We start from the raw sequence: 19,499 nt of genomic DNA, 5'->3' as shown, positions 1-19,499 counted from the left end.
TTGCCAGACCAAACCGCTGGCTGGTGATTAGTCAATAGTAATGCGGATGCATCCTGTGCATCCGCACTACCGAATATTCTAATTATTTCATAAGGAAGTTCTGCTCTCACCCTTCGGGTTCGCCAGAACACGTTCGAACTAAGCTCGAAAATACCTCGCTAAGTTCTCTCAGCTTACTTAACTGAGTCAAGAATCTCCTGAGCGTTGTCAGCTGTTACCTTTACATAATCACAACCGATGTAACGATCGTTTGTCTGACCGTTAAGGAAGTTGATTGCTGCGTCAGCTGCGCTGTGTGACTGTGAGAAGTGATCGTTGAATACTGTACCTGTCATTGTTCCAGCGATAACATCCTCAAGTGCCTCTGAAAGTGCATCAACACCTACAAGATAGATGTCTGTGCCAACTGTTCTGTTAGCTGCCTGGATTGACTGAAGAGCACCAAGTGCCATAGCATCATTGTTGCAGAATACTACTTCTGTCTCAGGATGAGCTGAAAGTGCGTTAGCAACAAGCTGCTGAGCTGTAGCCTGATCCCAGTTACCAACCTCGTCATCAAGGCACTCAACCTCAAGACCTGCATCCTCAAGAGCCTTAACTGAGAACTCTGTACGATACTGAGCATCAACGTTCTCCGGGTCACCCTCGATCATGATGTACTGGATCTTGCCATCCTTGTTAAGGTCAACTGTGTCAAGGCCAAGGTCAACGATGATCTCACCCTGGTATGTACCGGACTGACGAGCGTCACATCCTACGTAGCATACGTTCCAGCCGTTGTCTTCCCATCTCTGCTCCTCGTCTGCATCGGGCTCACGGTTGATGTATACGAGCGGGATGTTAGCGCCAACTACAAGGTCTGTAATTGTTGCTGCTGATGAAGAGTTAACAGGGTTGATGATAAGTACATCAACACCACTTGTGATGAAGTTCTGAATCTGGTTTGTCTGAGTAGCCTGGTCGTTAGCACCATCAACGATTGTGATGTTGTCAGCGTTGAATCCCTGTGCTACAAGGTAGTTCTGAAGCTCATTTCTGAAAAGTGTCATGAAGTTATCAGAGAACTGATAAATGCAAACGCCAACCTTCTTGTCTGCAAGGTCACCGCTAACTGCGTTAGCAACTTCTGTGCCAGTTTCTTCAACTGCGTCTGCAACTGCCTCAGCGCCTTCCTCTACTGCTGACTCTGCTGTCTCAGCTGCGTCCTTAGCTGTGTCTGCTGCCTTGTTGCCGCAACCAGCGAGCATTGACATTGAAAGAGCTGCTACTGTCAAAAGACTAACTACTTTCTTTTTCATAATTTCTTTGTCCTCCTATACATTTGTGCATTCATTAGTGCAAAACGCACACGTTTTTGATTACATTAGCCATTCTAGCAATAGACCTTTCGTAAAAACATAGAGAATTCTTCTTTCAATCTTGAAAATTCTATGCAATTTTATAAAATCTAATAATTTTCTTTAAAAAAAGTTGATATATATCCAGTTCAATAATTTATAAAGAAAGCTCAAAACCTATAAAATCCTACAACTGTATGCGAAAATAGCTAATGCAGCACAAAAAAACGCACCCTCCTCCGAATGGATTTGGATGCGCCGTGAAAGAGCATACACTGTATGATTCTTACCATTTAAGCACGTTTTTCCCTTTTATTTTCCAGGAAGTTAATCCCTTTTCTTTTCAGGGAACTTAGTATAGAAAACTTCCCTATCCTCAAGCATCTGCTTATTAGCGTTTCTAAGTGCTTTTCTAAGGTCGCCTTCAGTATTGTCATAGTCATAACCTATGGCAAAATATACACCATCGGGGTCAGAACCTCTCTCCCTTAGTTTTTTCACTTTTTCTTGAAAATCCTTCTCTTTGGCATTTTCACAGATTACCGCGAATTCCTCGCCGGCTGATCTGAAGACCTCGGTCTCATCAAAAACCTCGCTCAAAATCTTGCCCGCTCTCTCAAGTGCCTTGTTTCCGGCATCATGTCCATGCTTTTCATTTAGGGCCTTGAGTCCGTTCATCATGCAAAAGACAACGCCAAAGGGACTCTTTTGCCACTTAAGCTGCTCCGCATATTCATCAACTACGCGGTTCATGGCGGATCTGTTTCTCACACCGGTTCGCATATCTACGTTTGTCAGCCACTCGAGACGTTTTAAAAACTGATCATTTGCCATCTCCGAGGATACGAACAATGACAGAATTTCCAGGGTTTCCTTAATTGTGAGCGATTTTTCCACATCAAAATTCGCGACGAGAATGTAGCCTACTGTGTCCTTTCTCTGCAAAAGCGGTACAAGGCAAAGGCTTTCTATTCCCTCCATCCTGAGCATCCCCGCCCATTTCGGCGCTACAGGTTCTATAACATTGTCGATATCCGCCTTATCACGCATTACGAAACAGTCGCTCTCGCCTATGAGCTCACCCCATTTTTCAATGATATCATAGGTAAGGTCTGAAAAAGTCTGACCTGCCGGAATTGCCTCACCGGTAATGCTCTGACAAATCAGTTCTGACTTTGCCTTTGCGCGATTCATAGCTATGACACCTGCAAAGGATGCATTGGTAAAAATCCTTATATCATTAATGACCTGCCTCATGTTGACCTTGAAGTTATTGTCGCTTCTAAGCTCCAGGCAGCTTTTAATTACAAATCCCGCAACGGTGGGCGATATGGTTGAAAACTTGCCCGCATCCATCTCCTTTGTAAGGTCATAGATAAACTGGCAGTAGCCGGTTTTCCCGTCCTCGGAGGGCTGCAGCGGAAGGAGGATATTGTCAGACCAGGCACCTAAGGATTTTGTAGAGTTTACATAGGTATGGATCTTCTCCCCACCAAAGGCTGCACGCATGCACATATCATCGAATTCAGTTTCTCTTGGCAGGAATTTTGTGTAAAGTTCGCCCTCTACGGGTTCTCCTGTCATGCTGAATTTGTCGTTGGCCACAAGGATTCTGATGTCACCTGCTGTATCGTCCTCGTTTTTCGTGACAGCAAGGATGGCACACGGGCTTGTGACAGATTGTGCGATGGATTTGTATTTTTCGTAGATATCTGTAGGATTCATGAAAATGCCTCCTGCGTAATTGGGGTCCCCTCATCCGAGTTCTGCTTGTATAGATCCCCTCATCCGCCCCTTCGGGGCACCTTCCCCCCAAGGGGAAGGCTTTAAATTGTATTGAACATCCCTGCCTTCCTCTTGGGGGGAGGCTTTAAATTGTATTGGACATCCCTGCCTTCCCCTTGGGGGGAAGGTGCCCCGAAGGGGCGGATGAGGGGAAGGCTTTAATAACCATTTATATTTTACCACATATAAATGTATGAAATAGTAAAAATATAATAAAGAAAAATGCCTAAACCCACAAAAAGAGTGCCTCACCGTAGCCGGCAAGGCACTCTCATTTCACCCCTCATAATCGTTTGTTCCCCCAAACGATTATCCTTTTTCAGATAGAAAGCTAAATTAAAAACTAATCATTTCCCAAGATATTTCCAAACTTTTTAATTATCAACCAAATCAGTTCTTAACGATCATCTTACCGCCACGCTTGGAGACAACGTCGAAGATAACGGCTGCAAGAAGAACGACACCCTTAACCACCTTCTGCATGTTGGCGTCGACACCCATAAGTGACATACCAAGGTTGATAACACCCATGAGAACCGCACCGACGATAACTCCGGGAACAGTACCGATTCCGCCGTAAGCAGATGCTCCACCGATGAAGCAGGAACCGATAGCATCCATCTCGTAGTTCTGGCCGTATGTGGGCTGAGCAGATGTAAGTCTTGCGATTGTGATCATACCTGCAAGAGCTGCAAGGAATCCCATGTTTGTGTAAGCAAGGAAGTAAACCTTGTTTGTATTGATACCTGAAAGCTTTGTAGCCTTTTCATTACCACCTACTGCGTAGAAGTAACGACCAACAGTTGTGTTGCTTGTGATGTAACCGTAAACAAGAACTACTACGAGTACCCAGATGAGAACTGTAGGAAGGCCCTTGTGCTGAGCAAGCTTGTAAGAGAAAACAACGATTACAGCTGAGATTGCAACAAGCTTACATACGAAGGCTCCGAAATTTTCAACCTCATAATTCTTTCTTGATCTCTGCATACGTGTGCTAACCTGCATCATGATGAAAAGTGCTGTAGCAACAAGTCCTGCGAAGAGACATGTAAGGTTGAGTGAACCATTTCCGAAGATATCGTGGATATAGCAGTCAGCTCCGCCACCGAAAAGGTTTACAAAGGAGCTCTTATCCTTGATTGAAACTGTAAGTCCGTTAAGTACTACGTTGGAAAGTCCTCTGAAAACAAGCATTCCTGCAAGTGTTACGATGAAAGGAGGAATTCTTACAAACGCAATCCAGAAGCCCTGGAAAGCACCGATTGCAGTACCGATCACGATCATGATAAGGATTGCGAGCCATACAGGAACCTTTAAGTTAACCATGAGTGTGGCTCCGACAGCACCTACGAAGCAGACAACCGAACCTACGGACAGATCGATGTTACCACCTGTTAAGATACAGAGCAGCATACCTGTTGCAAGAACAAATACGTATGCATTCTGTGAAATCAAGTTACTAACGTTCATGGGAAGCAGAATTGCTCCGCCTGTTCTCAATGAAAAAAATGCAACTACTATGATGAGAACAAAAATCATAGTGTTTTTCTTTAAAAAGCCAAGTACCTGGTCCTTATTCATGTTTAACCTCCTTCTTTCCGGACGACTGTAAGATATAAGTCATAATCTTTTCCTGAGTTGCTTCTTTACCATCGAGTTCTCCAACCATTCTACCCTCATTCATGACATAGATTCTGTCGCACATTCCGAGGATCTCGGGAAGCTCGGAGGAAATCATGATAACTGATTTACCCTCAGATACCAACTGGTTAATAATGCAGTAAATCTCGTATTTTGCGCCTACATCGATACCTCTTGTAGGCTCATCAAGTATAAGAATATCAGGATTGGCAAACATCCATTTTGCAAGAAGTACCTTCTGCTGGTTACCACCGGAAAGATTGCCTACATTCTGTTCTACGGTAGGAGCCTTGGTGTTTAGCTTCTGCTTATAATCAACAGCAACCTGATACTCCTTATCCTTGTCGATTATCCTTCTCTTACTTACCTCCTCGAGGTTTGCAAGTGTTGTATTTATCTTTATGGGATTTGTAAGGATAAGTCCGTTACCCTTTCTATCCTCAGTTACGTACGCAAGTCCATGCTTGATCGCACTCTGTACGGTCTTTAATACAACTTCCTGTCCATCTATGAAAAGCTGACCGGAAATATTCTCGCCGTAGCTTCTTCCGAAAATACTCATTGCAAGCTCTGTACGTCCTGCACCCATAAGTCCGGAAATACCTACAACTTCACCCTTCTTAACATTGATGCTAACGTTATCAACGACTTTTCTGTCCATATATAAAGGATGGTAAACATTCCAGTTCTTAACTTCCAGTTTTACCTCGCCAACATGATGCTCTCTGCTGGGGAAACGGTCGGAGAGTTCACGTCCAACCATGCCCTTTATGATTCTGGCCTCAGAGAAATCATCAATACCCTTGGTCATCGTCTCGATTGTAGAACCGTCACGGATAACCGTAATCTTGTCTGCAACATAGGAGACCTCATTGAGCTTATGGGAAATAATGATTGATGTAAGTCCCTGCTCTTTTTTCAGCTTAAGCATCAGATCCAGAAGCGCCTGTGAGTCTGACTCATTAAGTGAAGATGTAGGCTCGTCAAGAATCAGAAGTCTTGCGTTCTTGGAAAGAGCCTTTGCTATCTCAACAAGCTGCTGTTTACCAACACCTATGTCCTTAATCATTGTCTCGGTACTGTCCTTAAGTCCGACAATATCAAGATACTTGCGGGCAAGCTCACTGGTTTCATTCCAGTTAATCTTAAACTTTGTTCCTCTTTCATTTCCAAGGAACATATTCTCCGCAATTGTCATGTATGGTATAAGTGCAAGCTCCTGGTGAATGATAACGATACCTTTTCCCTCACTGTCCTTGATATCGTTGAACTTGCAGACTTCACCGTTATATATGATATCGCCCTCGTAGGTACCATAGGGATAGATTCCGCTAAGTACGTTCATCAGTGTGGATTTACCTGCTCCGTTTTCACCTACCAGTGCGTGGATTTCGCCTTCTTCAACCTGGAGATTTACGTTGTCCAGTGCTTTAACGTTGGGGAAGGTTTTGGTGATATTTTTCATCTCAAGTAATATTTTCGCCAACTTAACCCCTCCTTTTCTCATTCTGCTTTTCCATTATTTAATTACCCTATTCCATGAGATTTGTAATGAAGATTTTTTCATACTTCGAGGCGGGTCATGTATACCCGCCCCGAAAGAATACATTTAGTTTGTATTACTGAAGCTGATCCTCTGTGTAGTAACCAGAGTCGATAAGAAGTTCCTTATAGTTGTTTGCATCTGCAAATACGGGCTCGCAAAGGTATGAAGGAATGATACCTGTGCCGTTGTCATATGTCTCTGTATCGTTTACAGGAGCATCTGTGCCCTTCATGATAGCGTCAACCATCTCAACTGTCTTAGCTGCAAGAGTACGTGTATCCTTGAAGATTGACATTGACTGCTTGCCGGCGATCATGTTCTTAACGTTTGCAATGTCACAGTCCTGACCTGTGATGATCGGCCAATCGCCTGTGTAGTTAGCTTCAAGAGAGTTTGTAACGCCGAGTGCTGTAGAGTCGTTTGAGCAAAGAACTGCGTCAAGCTTTGTGCCATCAGCGTAGTTTGCAGAAATGATAGCATCCATTCTGGACTGTGCTGTCTCTGTTGCCCAGTTAGCTGTAGCAACTTCGTCGAACTCAACCTGTCCGGACTTAACTACGAGCTTGCCCTCATCGATGTACTTCTGAAGAACGTCGATTGCACCGCCGTAGAAGAATCTAGCGTTGTTATCACCGGGATCACCTGTAACGATCTCAAGATTGAAAGGACCTGCAGCATTGTCAAGATCAAGCTGATCTCTGATGTACTCACCCTGCTTTGTTCCTACCATGTAGTTATCGAATGTTGCATAGTAGCTTACTGCGTCTGAGTTCATGATAAGACGGTCATAAGCGATAACCTGGATGCCCTGCTCCTTAGCCTGCTCAAGAACTGTTCCAAGTGAATCACCATCGATAGATGCGATAACAAGAACCTGTGCGCCTGAAGAAATCATGTTCTCAATCTGGTTAACCTGAGTAGCGATATCGTTTGATGCATACTGAAGGTCAACTTCATAGCCAGCATCCTCGAGCTGCTTCTTCATGTTGTCGCCGTCCTGGTTCCATCTCTGAAGATCCTTTGTAGGCATTGCAACACCAACTTTTCCGCCGCCTGATGCTGTAGTATCAGCAGCTTCGGTTGTCTCTGTAGAAGCTTCCTCTGTAGCTGTATCTGCAGGAGCCTCTGTAGATGTTTCTGTAGCTGTATCTGTGTTTGTGTCAGATGATGCAGGTGCAGAACCACCGCCGCAGCCTACAAGAAGTGATGCAGCCATTGCTACACTAAGAAAAGTACTAACTAATTTTCTCTTCATTTGTTTTTCCCTCCCTATTGAGAAATTTCTGAGAAATTTTACTCGCGGATATTTTTACCCGCCGTTTACAGGATATACATTAACACAGAAAAAATAGGAATAATTTACGACTTTCTTCAAATTTTTATAATTTGTTAATAATTAAAAAAGACCCTTATAGCATTTTTTTGCTATAGGGTCCTGTGATTTTAAAATTGTGCTATTATTCACGATTAATCGATACCATCAGGAAACTATTAATTCTCAGGCATCTTGGAGGGCACGTTCAGATATACATCCTCTTTTAGATGAAAACCGCTCTTGATTATTACATCATCAATGTTGCTCTCATCCACACTCACGGGATCGATTTTCAGATACGGAACGTCATAGGTTCCATCATTCATAGTGTTAACTATTTCCTCAGGGCTCCCTAAAGCCTCGCCCTTTGCCAGCTTCACGGCACACTCCGCTGCTTTCTGAGCCAGCTTCTCGATGGGTTTGTATACTGTCATGAGCTGCGTGCCCTCAACGATCCTTTGGCATGCCTCGAGATCCGCATCCTGTCCCACTACCATCTTTTTTCCAGCGAGACGTTTTTCAGAAAGCGCTGTAACAACCCTGCTTGCAAGGTCGTCGTTGCCGCACATTATGGCATCGCACTCATTTACCATGTCCATGTTGTTATAAATGTACTCACCCGCGAGTTCCGCTTTCCATCCATCTGTATAAAAAGTGTCCAGTATCTCGTTGCCGTTTTCAGCCATCACGGTTTCAAAGCCTTCACAGACCATGGGGACATTATTGTCATTCTGTGATCCGTTAATCATCAGAACCTTGCCATCCGTAAGACCGTTGTCCACAAGGGACTGTCCCATCATCTCTCCGACCATCTCATTATCAAAGGAAATGTACAGGTCAACATCAGAATCACTGATCAGTCTGTCGTAGGCTATGACCTTTATCCCTGCATCCTTTGCCTTTTTGATGTTCGCTCTTATTGACGTAGAATCTATGCTGACTATGACAATTACGTCCATACCTTTTTTTATAAAGTACTCAATCTGCTTTTTCTGCTCAGCTATGTCACCGTTGGCATTCTGGATGTTTACCTCTGCGCCGAGCTCCTTTGCCATGGACACAAATACGTCCCTGTCCCTCTGCCATCTCTCAATTACGAAGGAGTCGAAGGTCATACCGATCTGTATCTTGTCGCTATCGTTATTACTCTGACTATTCTGTCCCATTTCTTCACCGGAGCAGCTGCAAAGGCAGGCAATTAACAGAGAGAGGACGACTGTCATAGCAACGATTTTTTTAACTAATAAAAAAATGCTAGCCTTACCTATTCTTTTCTTATTTATGACTTTTGTTATATTATTTACTATCATAATTCTATTATTATGTTTTCCTATTATTATGTTCCCTATTATTAGATTTATTCCTGCCCTTAGTTTCATTCCGCCTGTTTTGCAGAAGTCTTCCCTTCCTTATACTCCGTAGGCGTCACTCCCACATTTTTCTTAAAGCTCCTGCTGAAATAGTTGGGATCAGTATATCCGCACATGGAGCAGATTTCCTTCATGGACTTATCCGAGTTTGTAAGAAGGTCCTTTGCCTTCTCTATTCTTATTCCCGTAAGATACTCGATGAAGGTGCTGCCACTCTCCTCCTTGAAAATCTTGCTGAAATAGTAAGGCGAAATATTCACAACCCTGGATACATCATCAAGAGAGATATCCTTTGAAAAGTTCTCTTCAATATATCGCTTCGCAGTCTTGATGGCATCCGTGGATTTTTCCTCACGCTTTATCAGTACATTTTTGCAGGCATCTGAAATTTTTCCTATAAACCATTCCCTAAGCTGATCCGGGGTGTCGAGTGCCATTATCTCAGGAAGATAATGATTTCGTCCGGAGTAATGGTAGGTCTGACCGCCGTTAAGGTACATAATGCGCTCTGCATAGAGTGAGAACTCCAGCACCTTGAGGCGCATGTCCATGATGTCACCGCCTGCAGCTGCGGTGCTCATCCAGTCAGCATACTTATTGGCAATGGTTATGGCTCCGTCCAGGTCACCCTTGGAAACCGCATCGAAAAGAGGCTTCTCAAGATCAATGGGATAGCCCTCGTCATAGTCGCAGCTGATTGGAAGATCCTCCACATGTGCCACTGATCCGGTCGTAGCGATAAGTGCGTTAAGGGCTTCGTGGTAGGAGTCCCCCAGTTCCCTTAAGGGTTTTATTTTCCCTATTCCTATGCGGAATTTGATGTCTGTCTTTTTCCTGAGGTATCTTGCCAGGTCTCTTGCTCTTTCGACTACCTCTGTTCGCATGGCATATTCCATCTTCTGGGAAGAGGAAGGTACAAGGACTGCGATTTTGTTCGCCATTACGTTTCCGATTTTACAGTCAAAAAATTCCTTGACGCCCTCTCTTATCTCCTGGTATTTTCCTGAGATTTTTACAGAGCTTCCGATGGCGTTGGTCATATGGTTTCCCTCCTGGGAGTCACCGCTGACTATAGCCATCATGTAGCCGTAGTTTTCCTCAATTCCAAGGATCGTCTTGTAGCTGTCGATGTCCTCATCGAAGTGCTCCTGAAGGAGGATGTCGTAGATAAGTCCGTTCTCGATTATGGGCTCTATGGTCTCAAGCTTTTCCTTTATACGAAGGTCGTTGCTTCTCTTCTCACGTTCCCCGTCTATCTGAGCCATGGCTTTTCTTAAGACTTCGATTATCTTCATCCTGTCCACGGGCTTGTTGATGTAGTCGAGAACACCGAGTTTTATGGCCTCTTTTGCGTAATCGAATTTATCATAGGCAGTCATTACTATGAAGATGGTATTTGCGGAAAATTTCTTGATCTCCTTCATGGCTTCGATGCCGTTTATGCCGGGCATGTGAATATCCATGACAGCAATGTCCGGGCGGAAGCGCTCGGCGAGTTCTATGACGCTCCGGCCGGTCTTAGCGAATTCGATCTCGCAGAGTGAGCCGAATTCCTTCTCTATGATGAATTTCATTGAATCGATGACGATACCCTCGTCATCAGCTAGCATAATTCTGTACATGTGTAACCCTCATCCGGCCCTTTGGGCCACCTTCCCCCAGAGGGGGAAGGCTTTATTATGCGAGTGGCAGGCGGATCAGGACTTCGCAGCCCTTGCCAAGGCCACCGCTTCGTATGGCGACAGCGTTGTCGTTACCGGTGAAGAGACGGAGGCGCGAGATGACATTAACCATTCCGATTCCGTTGGTGTCAGGCTGTTTCTCGTCCTTAATCCAGCTTCCGTCCAGAATCCTGTCGATGTCAACAATGCTGATTCCCTTACCGTTGTCGCTTACGCTGATGCATACATCATTGTCTTCTCTGTATACCCTAAGGGTTATGACACCCTTATCACCCATTTCTCTGATGCCGTGGTTAACGGCGTTTTCAACCACAGGCTGAAGTACCATGGTAGGCATGGATATTGAGAGAAGTCTCTCATCAACCTGCTTGTGATACTGAATGTCCCCTGAAAATCTTACATTCAATATCCTGATATAGTTATCAACCAGTGTTACCTCTTCCCCAATAGTAACCTCGGTCTCATGATTTTTAACATTATATCTGAAAAAGTCTGCCACAGTCTGGACATATTCGTAGGTTCTGTCAGCGCCCTCCATCATGGCAAGCTGAGCACCGGCATTTAAGGTGTTGAAAAGGAAGTGCGGATTTATCTGAGCCTGAAGGTATTTAAGCTGAGCATCCTTAAGATGAGCCTCCATGGTGAGTTCCTTTTCCTGCATGAGGCGCTCCTTCTCCATGCTCTCGCGCTGCCTTATGATATATTCCTTTATACTGATGACCATCTTGTTGAAGGCACCGATAACGATACCAATTTCATCGTGGTAAGGCGTTCCCGGAAGAGTGGTATCAAAATTCCCGGCGGCAACTTCGTTTGCTGATGATGCCAGTCTTTTCAGAGGACTAATCATCATTCCAACTATGATAATGATACTGATGATATTTCCTGCCATGACCAGAGTGAGCACCATGATGGACAGACTTTCAAATGCCCTGAAGGCGCCTGAGAGCTCAGCATAACGCTGGGAGTTACTGACAAACTGCTCGTTGTTCAGCCCCCTGATATAATCCATTATATATTCGTAGAGCTCAGTGGCCTCTTCGTAATGGGTTCTGTACTTCTCAACATTTCTTCCGCGCTTTGCCTCAACCGTCTGCGACACACCTTCAAGGTAATTTAGTGTCATATACTTTATGTTGCGTTTCATTCTGCTAAAAGCAAGGTCCGTCACCTTATCTCCAAGCTCATCTGCAAGCATCTGAAGATTCTGCGCGCTTCTGTAATAATTCTCCAGAGAATCCGTAGTCTTGGAGCTGAGGTAATCCGTCATGTTATCCTGAACATCCGTCAGGGACTCGGAAAACTTATTAAGCTGTCTGTTATCCTGATAGACCAGCTCCATGTCCCTGGCCATGTTGTTGATTCCCAGAACCAGAAATACGTTAACTATGAAAATAATCAGATTGGCCGCCATGTATATGCTTACTATTTTTTTCTGAAGAGGGAGATTGAAAAATCTATTCATCTGTCTCCTCCTTCTGCAAGTACTCAGCCACATTCCCCTTGTTGATAAGGGTTATGTCCGCGGTGAAATACTCACTGGTATTGCCATAATCATAATAGTCGGAGAGAGCCTCTATACAGTACTGTCCCATCTGCTGCGTGTCTATGGAAATCGTTGCATAGACCACGTCCTTTTCTATGGCACTTACGATGGCCTCTGAATTGTAGTAACCAAGGATATTCACATCCCCAACCTTATTGAAATCGACCACAGCCTGATATGCGCAAACCGTGTTAAGCTCATTAAGGCACACGATTACATCCGGGATGCTTTCATTCAGGAAAATATCTCTTATAGACTCCTCCACTGAGAAGGCATTTGTATTATCTATTGGAACTATGGATATGGAAAATTCGGAATTGGTAGCATTTTCCTGCTCCAGGGTCTCCTGAAGACCTGATATAATGATATTTTGTCCGCTATCCTGAGAATCCGTGTTGACCAGAACGGCAATCTGCATAGTCTTGCGATGCCCCATCTTTTCAGACTCTATGAAATCTTCTCTTCGCTTTTCCTTGATGATATTAAAAATCTGACGTCCGTACTCTCTTCCGATATTGTAGCTTCCGACTCCCACGAAGCTCAGCCTCTTTGAATTCGTGCTGTCACCATATAAAGTAATGACAGGTATCCCCTTTTCAACTGCCTCATTTATCAGATCCGTTATCTCCGTATTTTCATTTGCAAATACGATGATTCCGTCAACCTGTGAAGCAATTGCGACTTTCATAAGCTGTTCGCAGGTATAGTCGCCGCCGATGTTCTGCCCCAGCAGATCCACGTAGATATTCTGATCCTTAGCAGCATCAAATGCCCCCTTGTAGACAGACTGCCAGAAGTCGGATTTATAGTTATCCGTTATCATGACATAGTACTTGTCGTACTCAGTCACCTCCTGAGTTTTGCCAAGATCTGCCATATAATAACGAAAAACAAGTGCTCCCACCACCAGCGTCGCCAGGGTAAAGAGCACAGTTGTTAACAGTAAATACTTTTGATTATTTAATTTTTCTGCTGCTTTCTCAGCCTTGTCCTGTGTCCCCATAAACTGAATTTTAGCAGATAAAAAGGAACAGCTCAATCATGAGTTGTTCCTCTTATAGAAATAGCAATCAAATGCTATTTCCATTTCTAGTATAGCATCTAATTGCTATTTTTGTTATACAAATTGCAATTTTTTATTTGTTGTACCTACCTTGCACTGCATCAATCAACATTTGATTTAGTTCATCATAGAATACGGTATAGCTAATATTACATGTAATAAGCTGACTTCCCATTACTCCTCATCCTTCTCTATATCATTATTTAATATAATTTCACCAGGATACATATATTCTGCTTTTTCCTTAAAAGTCTGATTATCCAGCAGCTTTATAGCTTTTGAAGTACCATCTTTTTTTCGATATATCATAATAAGACTATCCGGATCAACATAATCCATCATCACCGTGCTATGCGTTGTTATTACCATCTGAACATTCTTTTCCCTACATGTATTGTTCAAAAGCCTCATGACCTTTTCCGCATACTCTGAATTGATCCCATTCTCAATCTCGTCCAACATGAAGATAGATCCCTTTGATGTCATTTCTGTAATGGCAACAAAAGCAAGAAGTCTTATCATTCCATCGCTCATCTCTTTAGAGTTAATCTTTATATTACGACCATCATAATTTTCATCAACAATAATCTGTGTCCACCCGGGCTGACCCTTAGTCTCAGTTCCAACCTCGGAAATCTTTCCGTTTAATAGCCAATGTACTTTATCCAAAAAGTGCATCTTCTGCTCGGGATTCATTTTCTTAATAAAAGCAGGCAAATTCTTTCCGCTAGCTTCTATCACATCAGAAGTGCCCCTACTACTAAGGCGCATATTCTCAGGAGTAAGCATATCAAAGGATTTAAACTTATCTATCTCAGAAATAAGAAGATTGAGCCTATAATCAATCCCTTTTACATCCCTCAGATTCTTCAGTGTTGATGATTTGAAAACCAAGCCGGAATTGCTAAAATTGCCTACCATATCCTCTCCCATAACATACAGGGCCAGTTCTGATTTATTATATTTCAAAAGCTCATCGCCATTATCAGACACTATTTTCTCAGATAAAAGTGATAGCTCCTTCTTAGCAATAACCGCATTGACTTCCAGGGTCCACTCTAATTTATAACAATCCCCAGTTTCATCCTCTATCTCAAATTCATTTATAAAAGTCATCTTATTTGAATTTCCAAACTTTGACTTTATACTTTCAACTCTAAGTCCACGTCTCTCAAGCCAAATGTTAAAATCGTCCCGTGCAGAGCCAAATACAAAGTCCAGTGCCTGCAAAAAGGAACTCTTTCCGGTAAAATTCTTCCCAATTATGACGTTCATATTATTGAGAGTTATTGAAAAATTCATTAATGACTTGAAATTATTTACATAACACCTTGTAATCATATTGTCAGCCTCTATTTTTTATTGTTACTTGACCTATATTTTGTACAACATAAGTATCAATGAAAACTATTTTGCTATAGCATGGCCTCAAACAGTACTTTATCTTTATATTCTATCCTTCTAACGCCTTGCTTCTTCTTTTTCTTGTTGAAGTTAAAGCTAAGCATATAACCGGTCTTCTCTCCAAAATAATCCAGGTAGCCGGTTAACTGTTCTTCTCCAGCCTCATTATAGCTGTCACCATGCCATATCTTGAGCTCAATAATATATCTCTGCCCGAGATAATCTACGATGACATCAGTCCTGGTCTGATCTCTTGTCTGCGCTTCGATATAATAGTTACCGGTTCCATTTATAATCGGTTTAAGATACAGTAAAAATTGCTCTCTTCCATCTTTTTCCTTAAACTTCTCTTCAAGAGGCCCAAAAACTTCTGTATAAGTAGCTATAAATCTCTCCAGTATTAAAGGCATATTCAGCCTATTGCCTTCAACAAACATGTTCTTAGCAAGCCCACTTTCTCTCACAAAAACATTGTTCTTCATAATCTCTTCTGAGAGGAATAAGTTATATAAAAAGGTTTCAAAAATCCTATTGGAAATAACAACCGTCCCATTATTGTTCCGAATAAAGCCATACATTTTCATCTGAGACAGCTCTTCCTGATAATTATTGAATGGAATACTTGTACCTTCCATCAATATACTTCTAAGCACATTTTTTAAATCAGGATAATTATCCAGTTTTCCGGACAGTGACTCAAATAAAGTATTACTACTATTAAGGAGCAACTTTACCGCTTCGTCTATACCATCCCTTGTCCAAGCCGCAGAAAGATCTACAAAGCTTCCCGGGACAAGTCTCTCATCAATTATCTGACATATCCTACTTACTAAATATGGATAACCGTTGGTGTAATCATATATTTCATTCGCAATTAGTGTAGAATCAAAATCCATTTTATGATCAACTTTATAGACCTCTAACATCTGTGCAATTCCATCTGCTTTAAGACTCATGTCTACATCAAAATCAGCAGCGATATTCCACGGACTGTTTACTTTATGCTGATCCTCGTTTCTAAGCTTGCTCTTTAGATGTTTTACATCAGTAACACCTGCCAGTATTACGGATTTGAACGTCTTAACACCCTCCGTATCTCTGCGGATGTAGCCCTCTCTCAGCTGCGCTAAAAAATCAAAAAACACCTGATTGTTGGTGGCGCTATCCACCTCATCAATAATCAATACAATTTCTTTTTCAGATATGGCACACCACTCTGTAAAAGTATCAAACAGCTCTCCCAGCTTAGCTTTCTTCTCAGTTCTTGCAACATAACCTTTTAGCTGTTCTTCAATAGATTCAGGAATACTCAAACCACTTCTCGTTTTCCCAAGTATCAGTCTTGATAACTCCTGAACAAAAGTCTGCTCTGTCTTAAATCCTGCATTACCTATCCCCTGAAAGTCCAAACTGATTACAACATACTCTGTTATCAATGCTTTTCTTAAAGCAGCAAGAGTCGTAGTTTTTCCGTATTGTCTGGCGCGATTGATGGTGAAATACTTGCCACAATCAACGTATTCCTTAATTTCTTCTATACGATTTGTAATATCTACCATGTAATGTTTTTCGGGCAAACATACAGCGGTAGTGTTAAATGTTTTCGGCATATAGGGTTATCTCCTTGTTGTAATCAAGCCGCCTTTTCGTAATCAATAATAGTCAGTTCCTGCATAAGTGATTTGACCATTTCAGTAATATGTTCAACTTTTAAAGCTACATCACCTGTATAAAAAATCTCATCACATTCATCACATTTATAGCAAGGAATATTTCTAATAATCAATAATCCAAAACCCATTTCAATAGCTTCTGTTGTTGTACTTTTATATGCAGGCTTCCCACATTTCATACACTTCATGATCTAATCTCCTTTCTTGTTCTCCAATCATTCTCCCACTTTTCAGGATTGGGAATGTATGCCGTAATAATGTAAATAATCCCATCATCAATGCTTGCTACCACATGTATAACCTTACCATTACTTGTTCCAAGTATAAGACAACTAGGAAAAGGAAAATCTTCGGAATATTGTTCTATAATTTCACCTGTTTCAATAGCCATACATACATCATGGATCGAGATTCCTCTTTCTGTAAATCTTTTACGGCTATGTTGTGTTATCACCATATTTTCAGGTACATTTAAATCCTTAAAATCTTTAATTGCGTAATATTTTGCAGACATTTTTCAATCTCCATAATTACTGTAAGTATTCCCGCTCCAATTCTGTGATATCTTCAAAAGGAAACCTCTCTGCACAACCATCCGGAATGGCTTTTAGACTTTCCACAATCTCCCGAACAAGTGCTACTGCCTCTTTGCTATGTTTTCCATCTTCAGGCATATTCCTAACATACCACACCTGATCATACACCTCAACTTGGGAAAGAATCATTCCCACATCCACACTGAAATCCATCTCGTCATTTTCATTAGTCTCTCCATAATGAGCAATAACGTGATCTAATCTACGGAGAGTTGCCTCTTTATTCAGATCAAGAGGAACATAGACACGAACATTATCATCCTCTTCTTCAGGCTCAAAACGCATAGGATATTCCAAAAGGGATTTATCTATAAGCCAGGGCTCATTAACATACAATGGCATTTCATCCTTTGGAATCGGATATGGATCAAGTCTATGATGTGTCATTTAGTATTAGACCTCTACTCTCCTCAAAATTTTCTCTTCACTTACAATTATTATGTCCACAAAAGGATCATTGACATCAAAGTGATTATTCAGAGTGTCAGCGACATAGCTGCTTAATTCATCAATCATACTTTCGCTGGTTACGATTACAAGTTTCTTTTGACACTTTCGTCCTTTAGTATTCTTATAATTATTTGCTGCCCTTTCGAGCCTGTATGCAGACGACCGGATAGCTTCGTAATTCTTATATCTTCTCCACCATTTTATCTCAAAAATCACATCCTCATCGCTGGTTTTAGAAATAGCTATAGCGTCATAATCGATATGATTTATTACCGTGTTTTGTACAATACTATAGTCACTCTTTTGTAAATAATCGTATATGCCCACTGAAAAGAAAGCATTTTCAATGTCAATATACGATATCCTCTTATTTATGTTTTCCTCATTTCCTAGGCAAGGACTTCCTTCTTCCTTTAACGCCTCTTCTTCTTTAGATTTTTCAACCTCAGAATCAGGTCTTTTGTTTGCTTTATATTCCCTGACAAGTTTTTCTGCTTCCATTTTCTTCTTTATATCTTCGTAATTCTGGAGCTGTTTCCATTTAATAATACCTACTATTATTAGCACAACTCCCAAAAGTAAAGAAATACAGCAAATTATCGGATATCCATTCTGTACTGTTTCACCAATATTCTTATGTAACTCTACAGCTTCTTTCGAATATTGCGAAAGCGCATCATAATCTTCCTGACTTATGAGCATAGGATCTCTGCTATATACCATATACACAACAGCTATCGGTAATGCTAAAAAGAACACTCCAACCGATACTATGAATTTATATAAATTCTCATATTCAAATTTTCCCATACTCACCCAGCTTCTTCAAAAATTGTAAGCTTGCCATTGTCATCTTGCGCAGCATCTTCAAGTGCTATTGCTTTACTATATATATCGGCTATATATTTCATTACTACATTTCACGCGTCAGCCAACCCAAGGAGAGCATTATTCCACATTTATTCCTCAATATCTATCTTTAATAATCATCCTTACATAGTCAACAAAAATCACCATTACAAATAGCCATTAAAAAGTTTATTTAACATATTGATTTTTTTATTGTCATATTCAGTTATCTTAGGATTATTTTTCAATTTCTCATGAATCATTGATTTGTTCTCAGCATTTCTTAATTCCATATTTTTTTTACTGAGTATTTCTGAATTCACACAAGAAGTCCATTCCTGTACTTCATCTGCTCCTCTGATAGTTTCCAATAAACCTATAAACTCATTCTCCAATAAATAATCATCTAAAACCCCACGCAAATAGACTAGTTTTTGGTTTTCTTGTTCTAAATACTCCTGCAATTTCTGTTTTGCTTTTCCCTTTTTACCCTGCAAGAAATAATAACGCATATCGATAAGAATTTGATATCCTCTATTAAGAAAAAATTTCCTAGCGACTAACCTCAAATAATGCCTATCTTCTAGCTCTCGCTTTGCAATTAAATAGTTCTCATATTCATTACGTTTAGCCAAACAATATGAAGCGGATATCCCATTAAGTTTATGATACAAAAGATATAATTCATAAAAGTTATCTCTCATGTAAGATATTGTCGGATCTACTGGCACCAACTCCATACCATCTATAACATCCTTGTGTTCTACAAAGTCATATGCGTGTATTCTATCACCTATTTCTTTCAAAACAAGTATTTCTCTTGTACTTAAGTAATCTGAATAGCGTTGTATACGATCCAATCTCTTATCTAACTGTTCAGCACTACTTATCAGTTCCTCTCCAACCGGTAAAAGCCTATGCTCAAATTCCCCTATACATCTCTCAGCTGATAAACATTTACCATATAAAGCATTTTCAAAATTATCTTTTCCTAATTTTTCTCTAACAATATCGGATTGAAAAACAGATGAAGTATGCAAACTCTGCAAAAATGGAATCTGAATAAAGAAAAGTAAATATAACTGTATATCAATTATATCATTTTCAATTCTTGGACGAATACGCAATTGCTTGCCTATCCAAGGAAGAAAATTAAACACAAACCAAAACACTATAGAAGCTAGCAATGACGTAATAATTGAAATCCAAATAGTCGTTACCTCCATTATAACCATCCCCATA

Annotated in this window: 16 protein-coding genes; all 16 read right to left on the bottom strand. The window is 41.2% G+C overall.

Translation table 11 applies throughout. The features are described 5' to 3' along the window. Positions 1-173 precede the first annotated feature (173 nt). Positions 174-1,298 (bottom strand): galactose ABC transporter substrate-binding protein, encoded by a 1,125-nt coding sequence (locus G602_RS0123035; protein ID WP_026661152.1) that lies wholly within the window; start codon positions 1,296-1,298, stop codon positions 174-176. A gap of 366 nt (positions 1,299-1,664) precedes the next feature. Beyond that, on the bottom strand, positions 1,665-3,062 hold the full coding sequence (locus tag G602_RS0123030; RefSeq protein WP_026661150.1) for a GGDEF domain-containing protein: 1,398 nt from the start codon (positions 3,060-3,062) through the stop codon (positions 1,665-1,667). 450 nt (positions 3,063-3,512) lie between these two features. Next, positions 3,513-4,703: a multiple monosaccharide ABC transporter permease gene (gene mmsB / locus G602_RS0123025; protein ID WP_026661149.1), complete on the bottom strand. Its 1,191-nt coding sequence runs from the start codon at positions 4,701-4,703 to the stop codon at positions 3,513-3,515. Further along, positions 4,696-6,249, bottom strand: a complete 1,554-nt coding sequence (gene mmsA, locus G602_RS0123020) for a multiple monosaccharide ABC transporter ATP-binding protein (protein WP_026661148.1) — start codon at positions 6,247-6,249, stop codon at positions 4,696-4,698. Before mmsA ends, mmsB begins: the two co-directional genes overlap by 8 nt. Positions 6,250-6,382: 133 nt before the next feature. Then, positions 6,383-7,564 (bottom strand): multiple monosaccharide ABC transporter substrate-binding protein, encoded by a 1,182-nt coding sequence (gene chvE / locus G602_RS0123015; RefSeq protein ID WP_026661146.1) that lies wholly within the window; start codon positions 7,562-7,564, stop codon positions 6,383-6,385. 236 nt (positions 7,565-7,800) lie between these two features. Continuing rightward, positions 7,801-8,847 (bottom strand): substrate-binding domain-containing protein, encoded by a 1,047-nt coding sequence (locus G602_RS0123010; protein ID WP_044933445.1) that lies wholly within the window; start codon positions 8,845-8,847, stop codon positions 7,801-7,803. Positions 8,848-8,999: 152 nt separating this feature from the next. Beyond that, on the bottom strand, positions 9,000-10,616 hold the full coding sequence (locus tag G602_RS0123005) for a response regulator (protein ID WP_026661144.1): 1,617 nt from the start codon (positions 10,614-10,616) through the stop codon (positions 9,000-9,002). A gap of 55 nt (positions 10,617-10,671) precedes the next feature. Continuing rightward, positions 10,672-12,141, bottom strand: a complete 1,470-nt coding sequence (locus tag G602_RS0123000) for a sensor histidine kinase (protein ID WP_044933414.1) — start codon at positions 12,139-12,141, stop codon at positions 10,672-10,674. Further along, complete coding sequence (locus tag G602_RS0122995; RefSeq protein WP_026661142.1) at positions 12,134-13,261, bottom strand: substrate-binding domain-containing protein; 1,128 nt, start codon at positions 13,259-13,261, stop codon at positions 12,134-12,136. Before G602_RS0122995 ends, G602_RS0123000 begins: the two co-directional genes overlap by 8 nt. Before the next feature lie 198 nt (positions 13,262-13,459). Next, complete coding sequence (locus G602_RS0122985; protein ID WP_026661140.1) at positions 13,460-14,626, bottom strand: AAA family ATPase; 1,167 nt, start codon at positions 14,624-14,626, stop codon at positions 13,460-13,462. A gap of 74 nt (positions 14,627-14,700) precedes the next feature. Then, on the bottom strand, positions 14,701-16,299 hold the full coding sequence (locus tag G602_RS0122980) for an AAA-like domain-containing protein (RefSeq protein WP_026661139.1): 1,599 nt from the start codon (positions 16,297-16,299) through the stop codon (positions 14,701-14,703). 23 nt (positions 16,300-16,322) lie between these two features. Next, positions 16,323-16,550, bottom strand: coding sequence for a YgiT-type zinc finger protein (locus G602_RS0122975; protein ID WP_026661138.1), 228 nt, complete (start codon positions 16,548-16,550; stop codon positions 16,323-16,325). Beyond that, a complete protein-coding gene (locus G602_RS0122970; RefSeq protein WP_026661136.1) occupies positions 16,547-16,876 on the bottom strand; it encodes a DUF4258 domain-containing protein in 330 nt (109 codons plus the stop codon). Before G602_RS0122970 ends, G602_RS0122975 begins: the two co-directional genes overlap by 4 nt. A gap of 16 nt (positions 16,877-16,892) precedes the next feature. After that, the gene (locus G602_RS0122965; protein ID WP_026661135.1) at positions 16,893-17,345 is read right to left on the bottom strand and encodes a hypothetical protein; all 453 of its coding nucleotides are present in this window, start codon (positions 17,343-17,345) and stop codon (positions 16,893-16,895) included. A gap of 6 nt (positions 17,346-17,351) precedes the next feature. Beyond that, positions 17,352-18,218, bottom strand: a complete 867-nt coding sequence (locus G602_RS0122960) for a hypothetical protein (protein WP_026661134.1) — start codon at positions 18,216-18,218, stop codon at positions 17,352-17,354. 206 nt (positions 18,219-18,424) lie between these two features. Then, the gene (locus G602_RS0122950; protein ID WP_026661133.1) at positions 18,425-19,483 is read right to left on the bottom strand and encodes a hypothetical protein; all 1,059 of its coding nucleotides are present in this window, start codon (positions 19,481-19,483) and stop codon (positions 18,425-18,427) included. Positions 19,484-19,499: the final 16 nt, after the last annotated feature.

Origin of the sequence: Butyrivibrio sp. AC2005 (assembly GCF_000424145.1) — a bacterium.
Taxonomy (GTDB): Bacteria; Bacillota; Clostridia; order Lachnospirales; family Lachnospiraceae; genus Butyrivibrio.
This window is presented reverse-complemented; position numbering and strand designations above follow the sequence as displayed.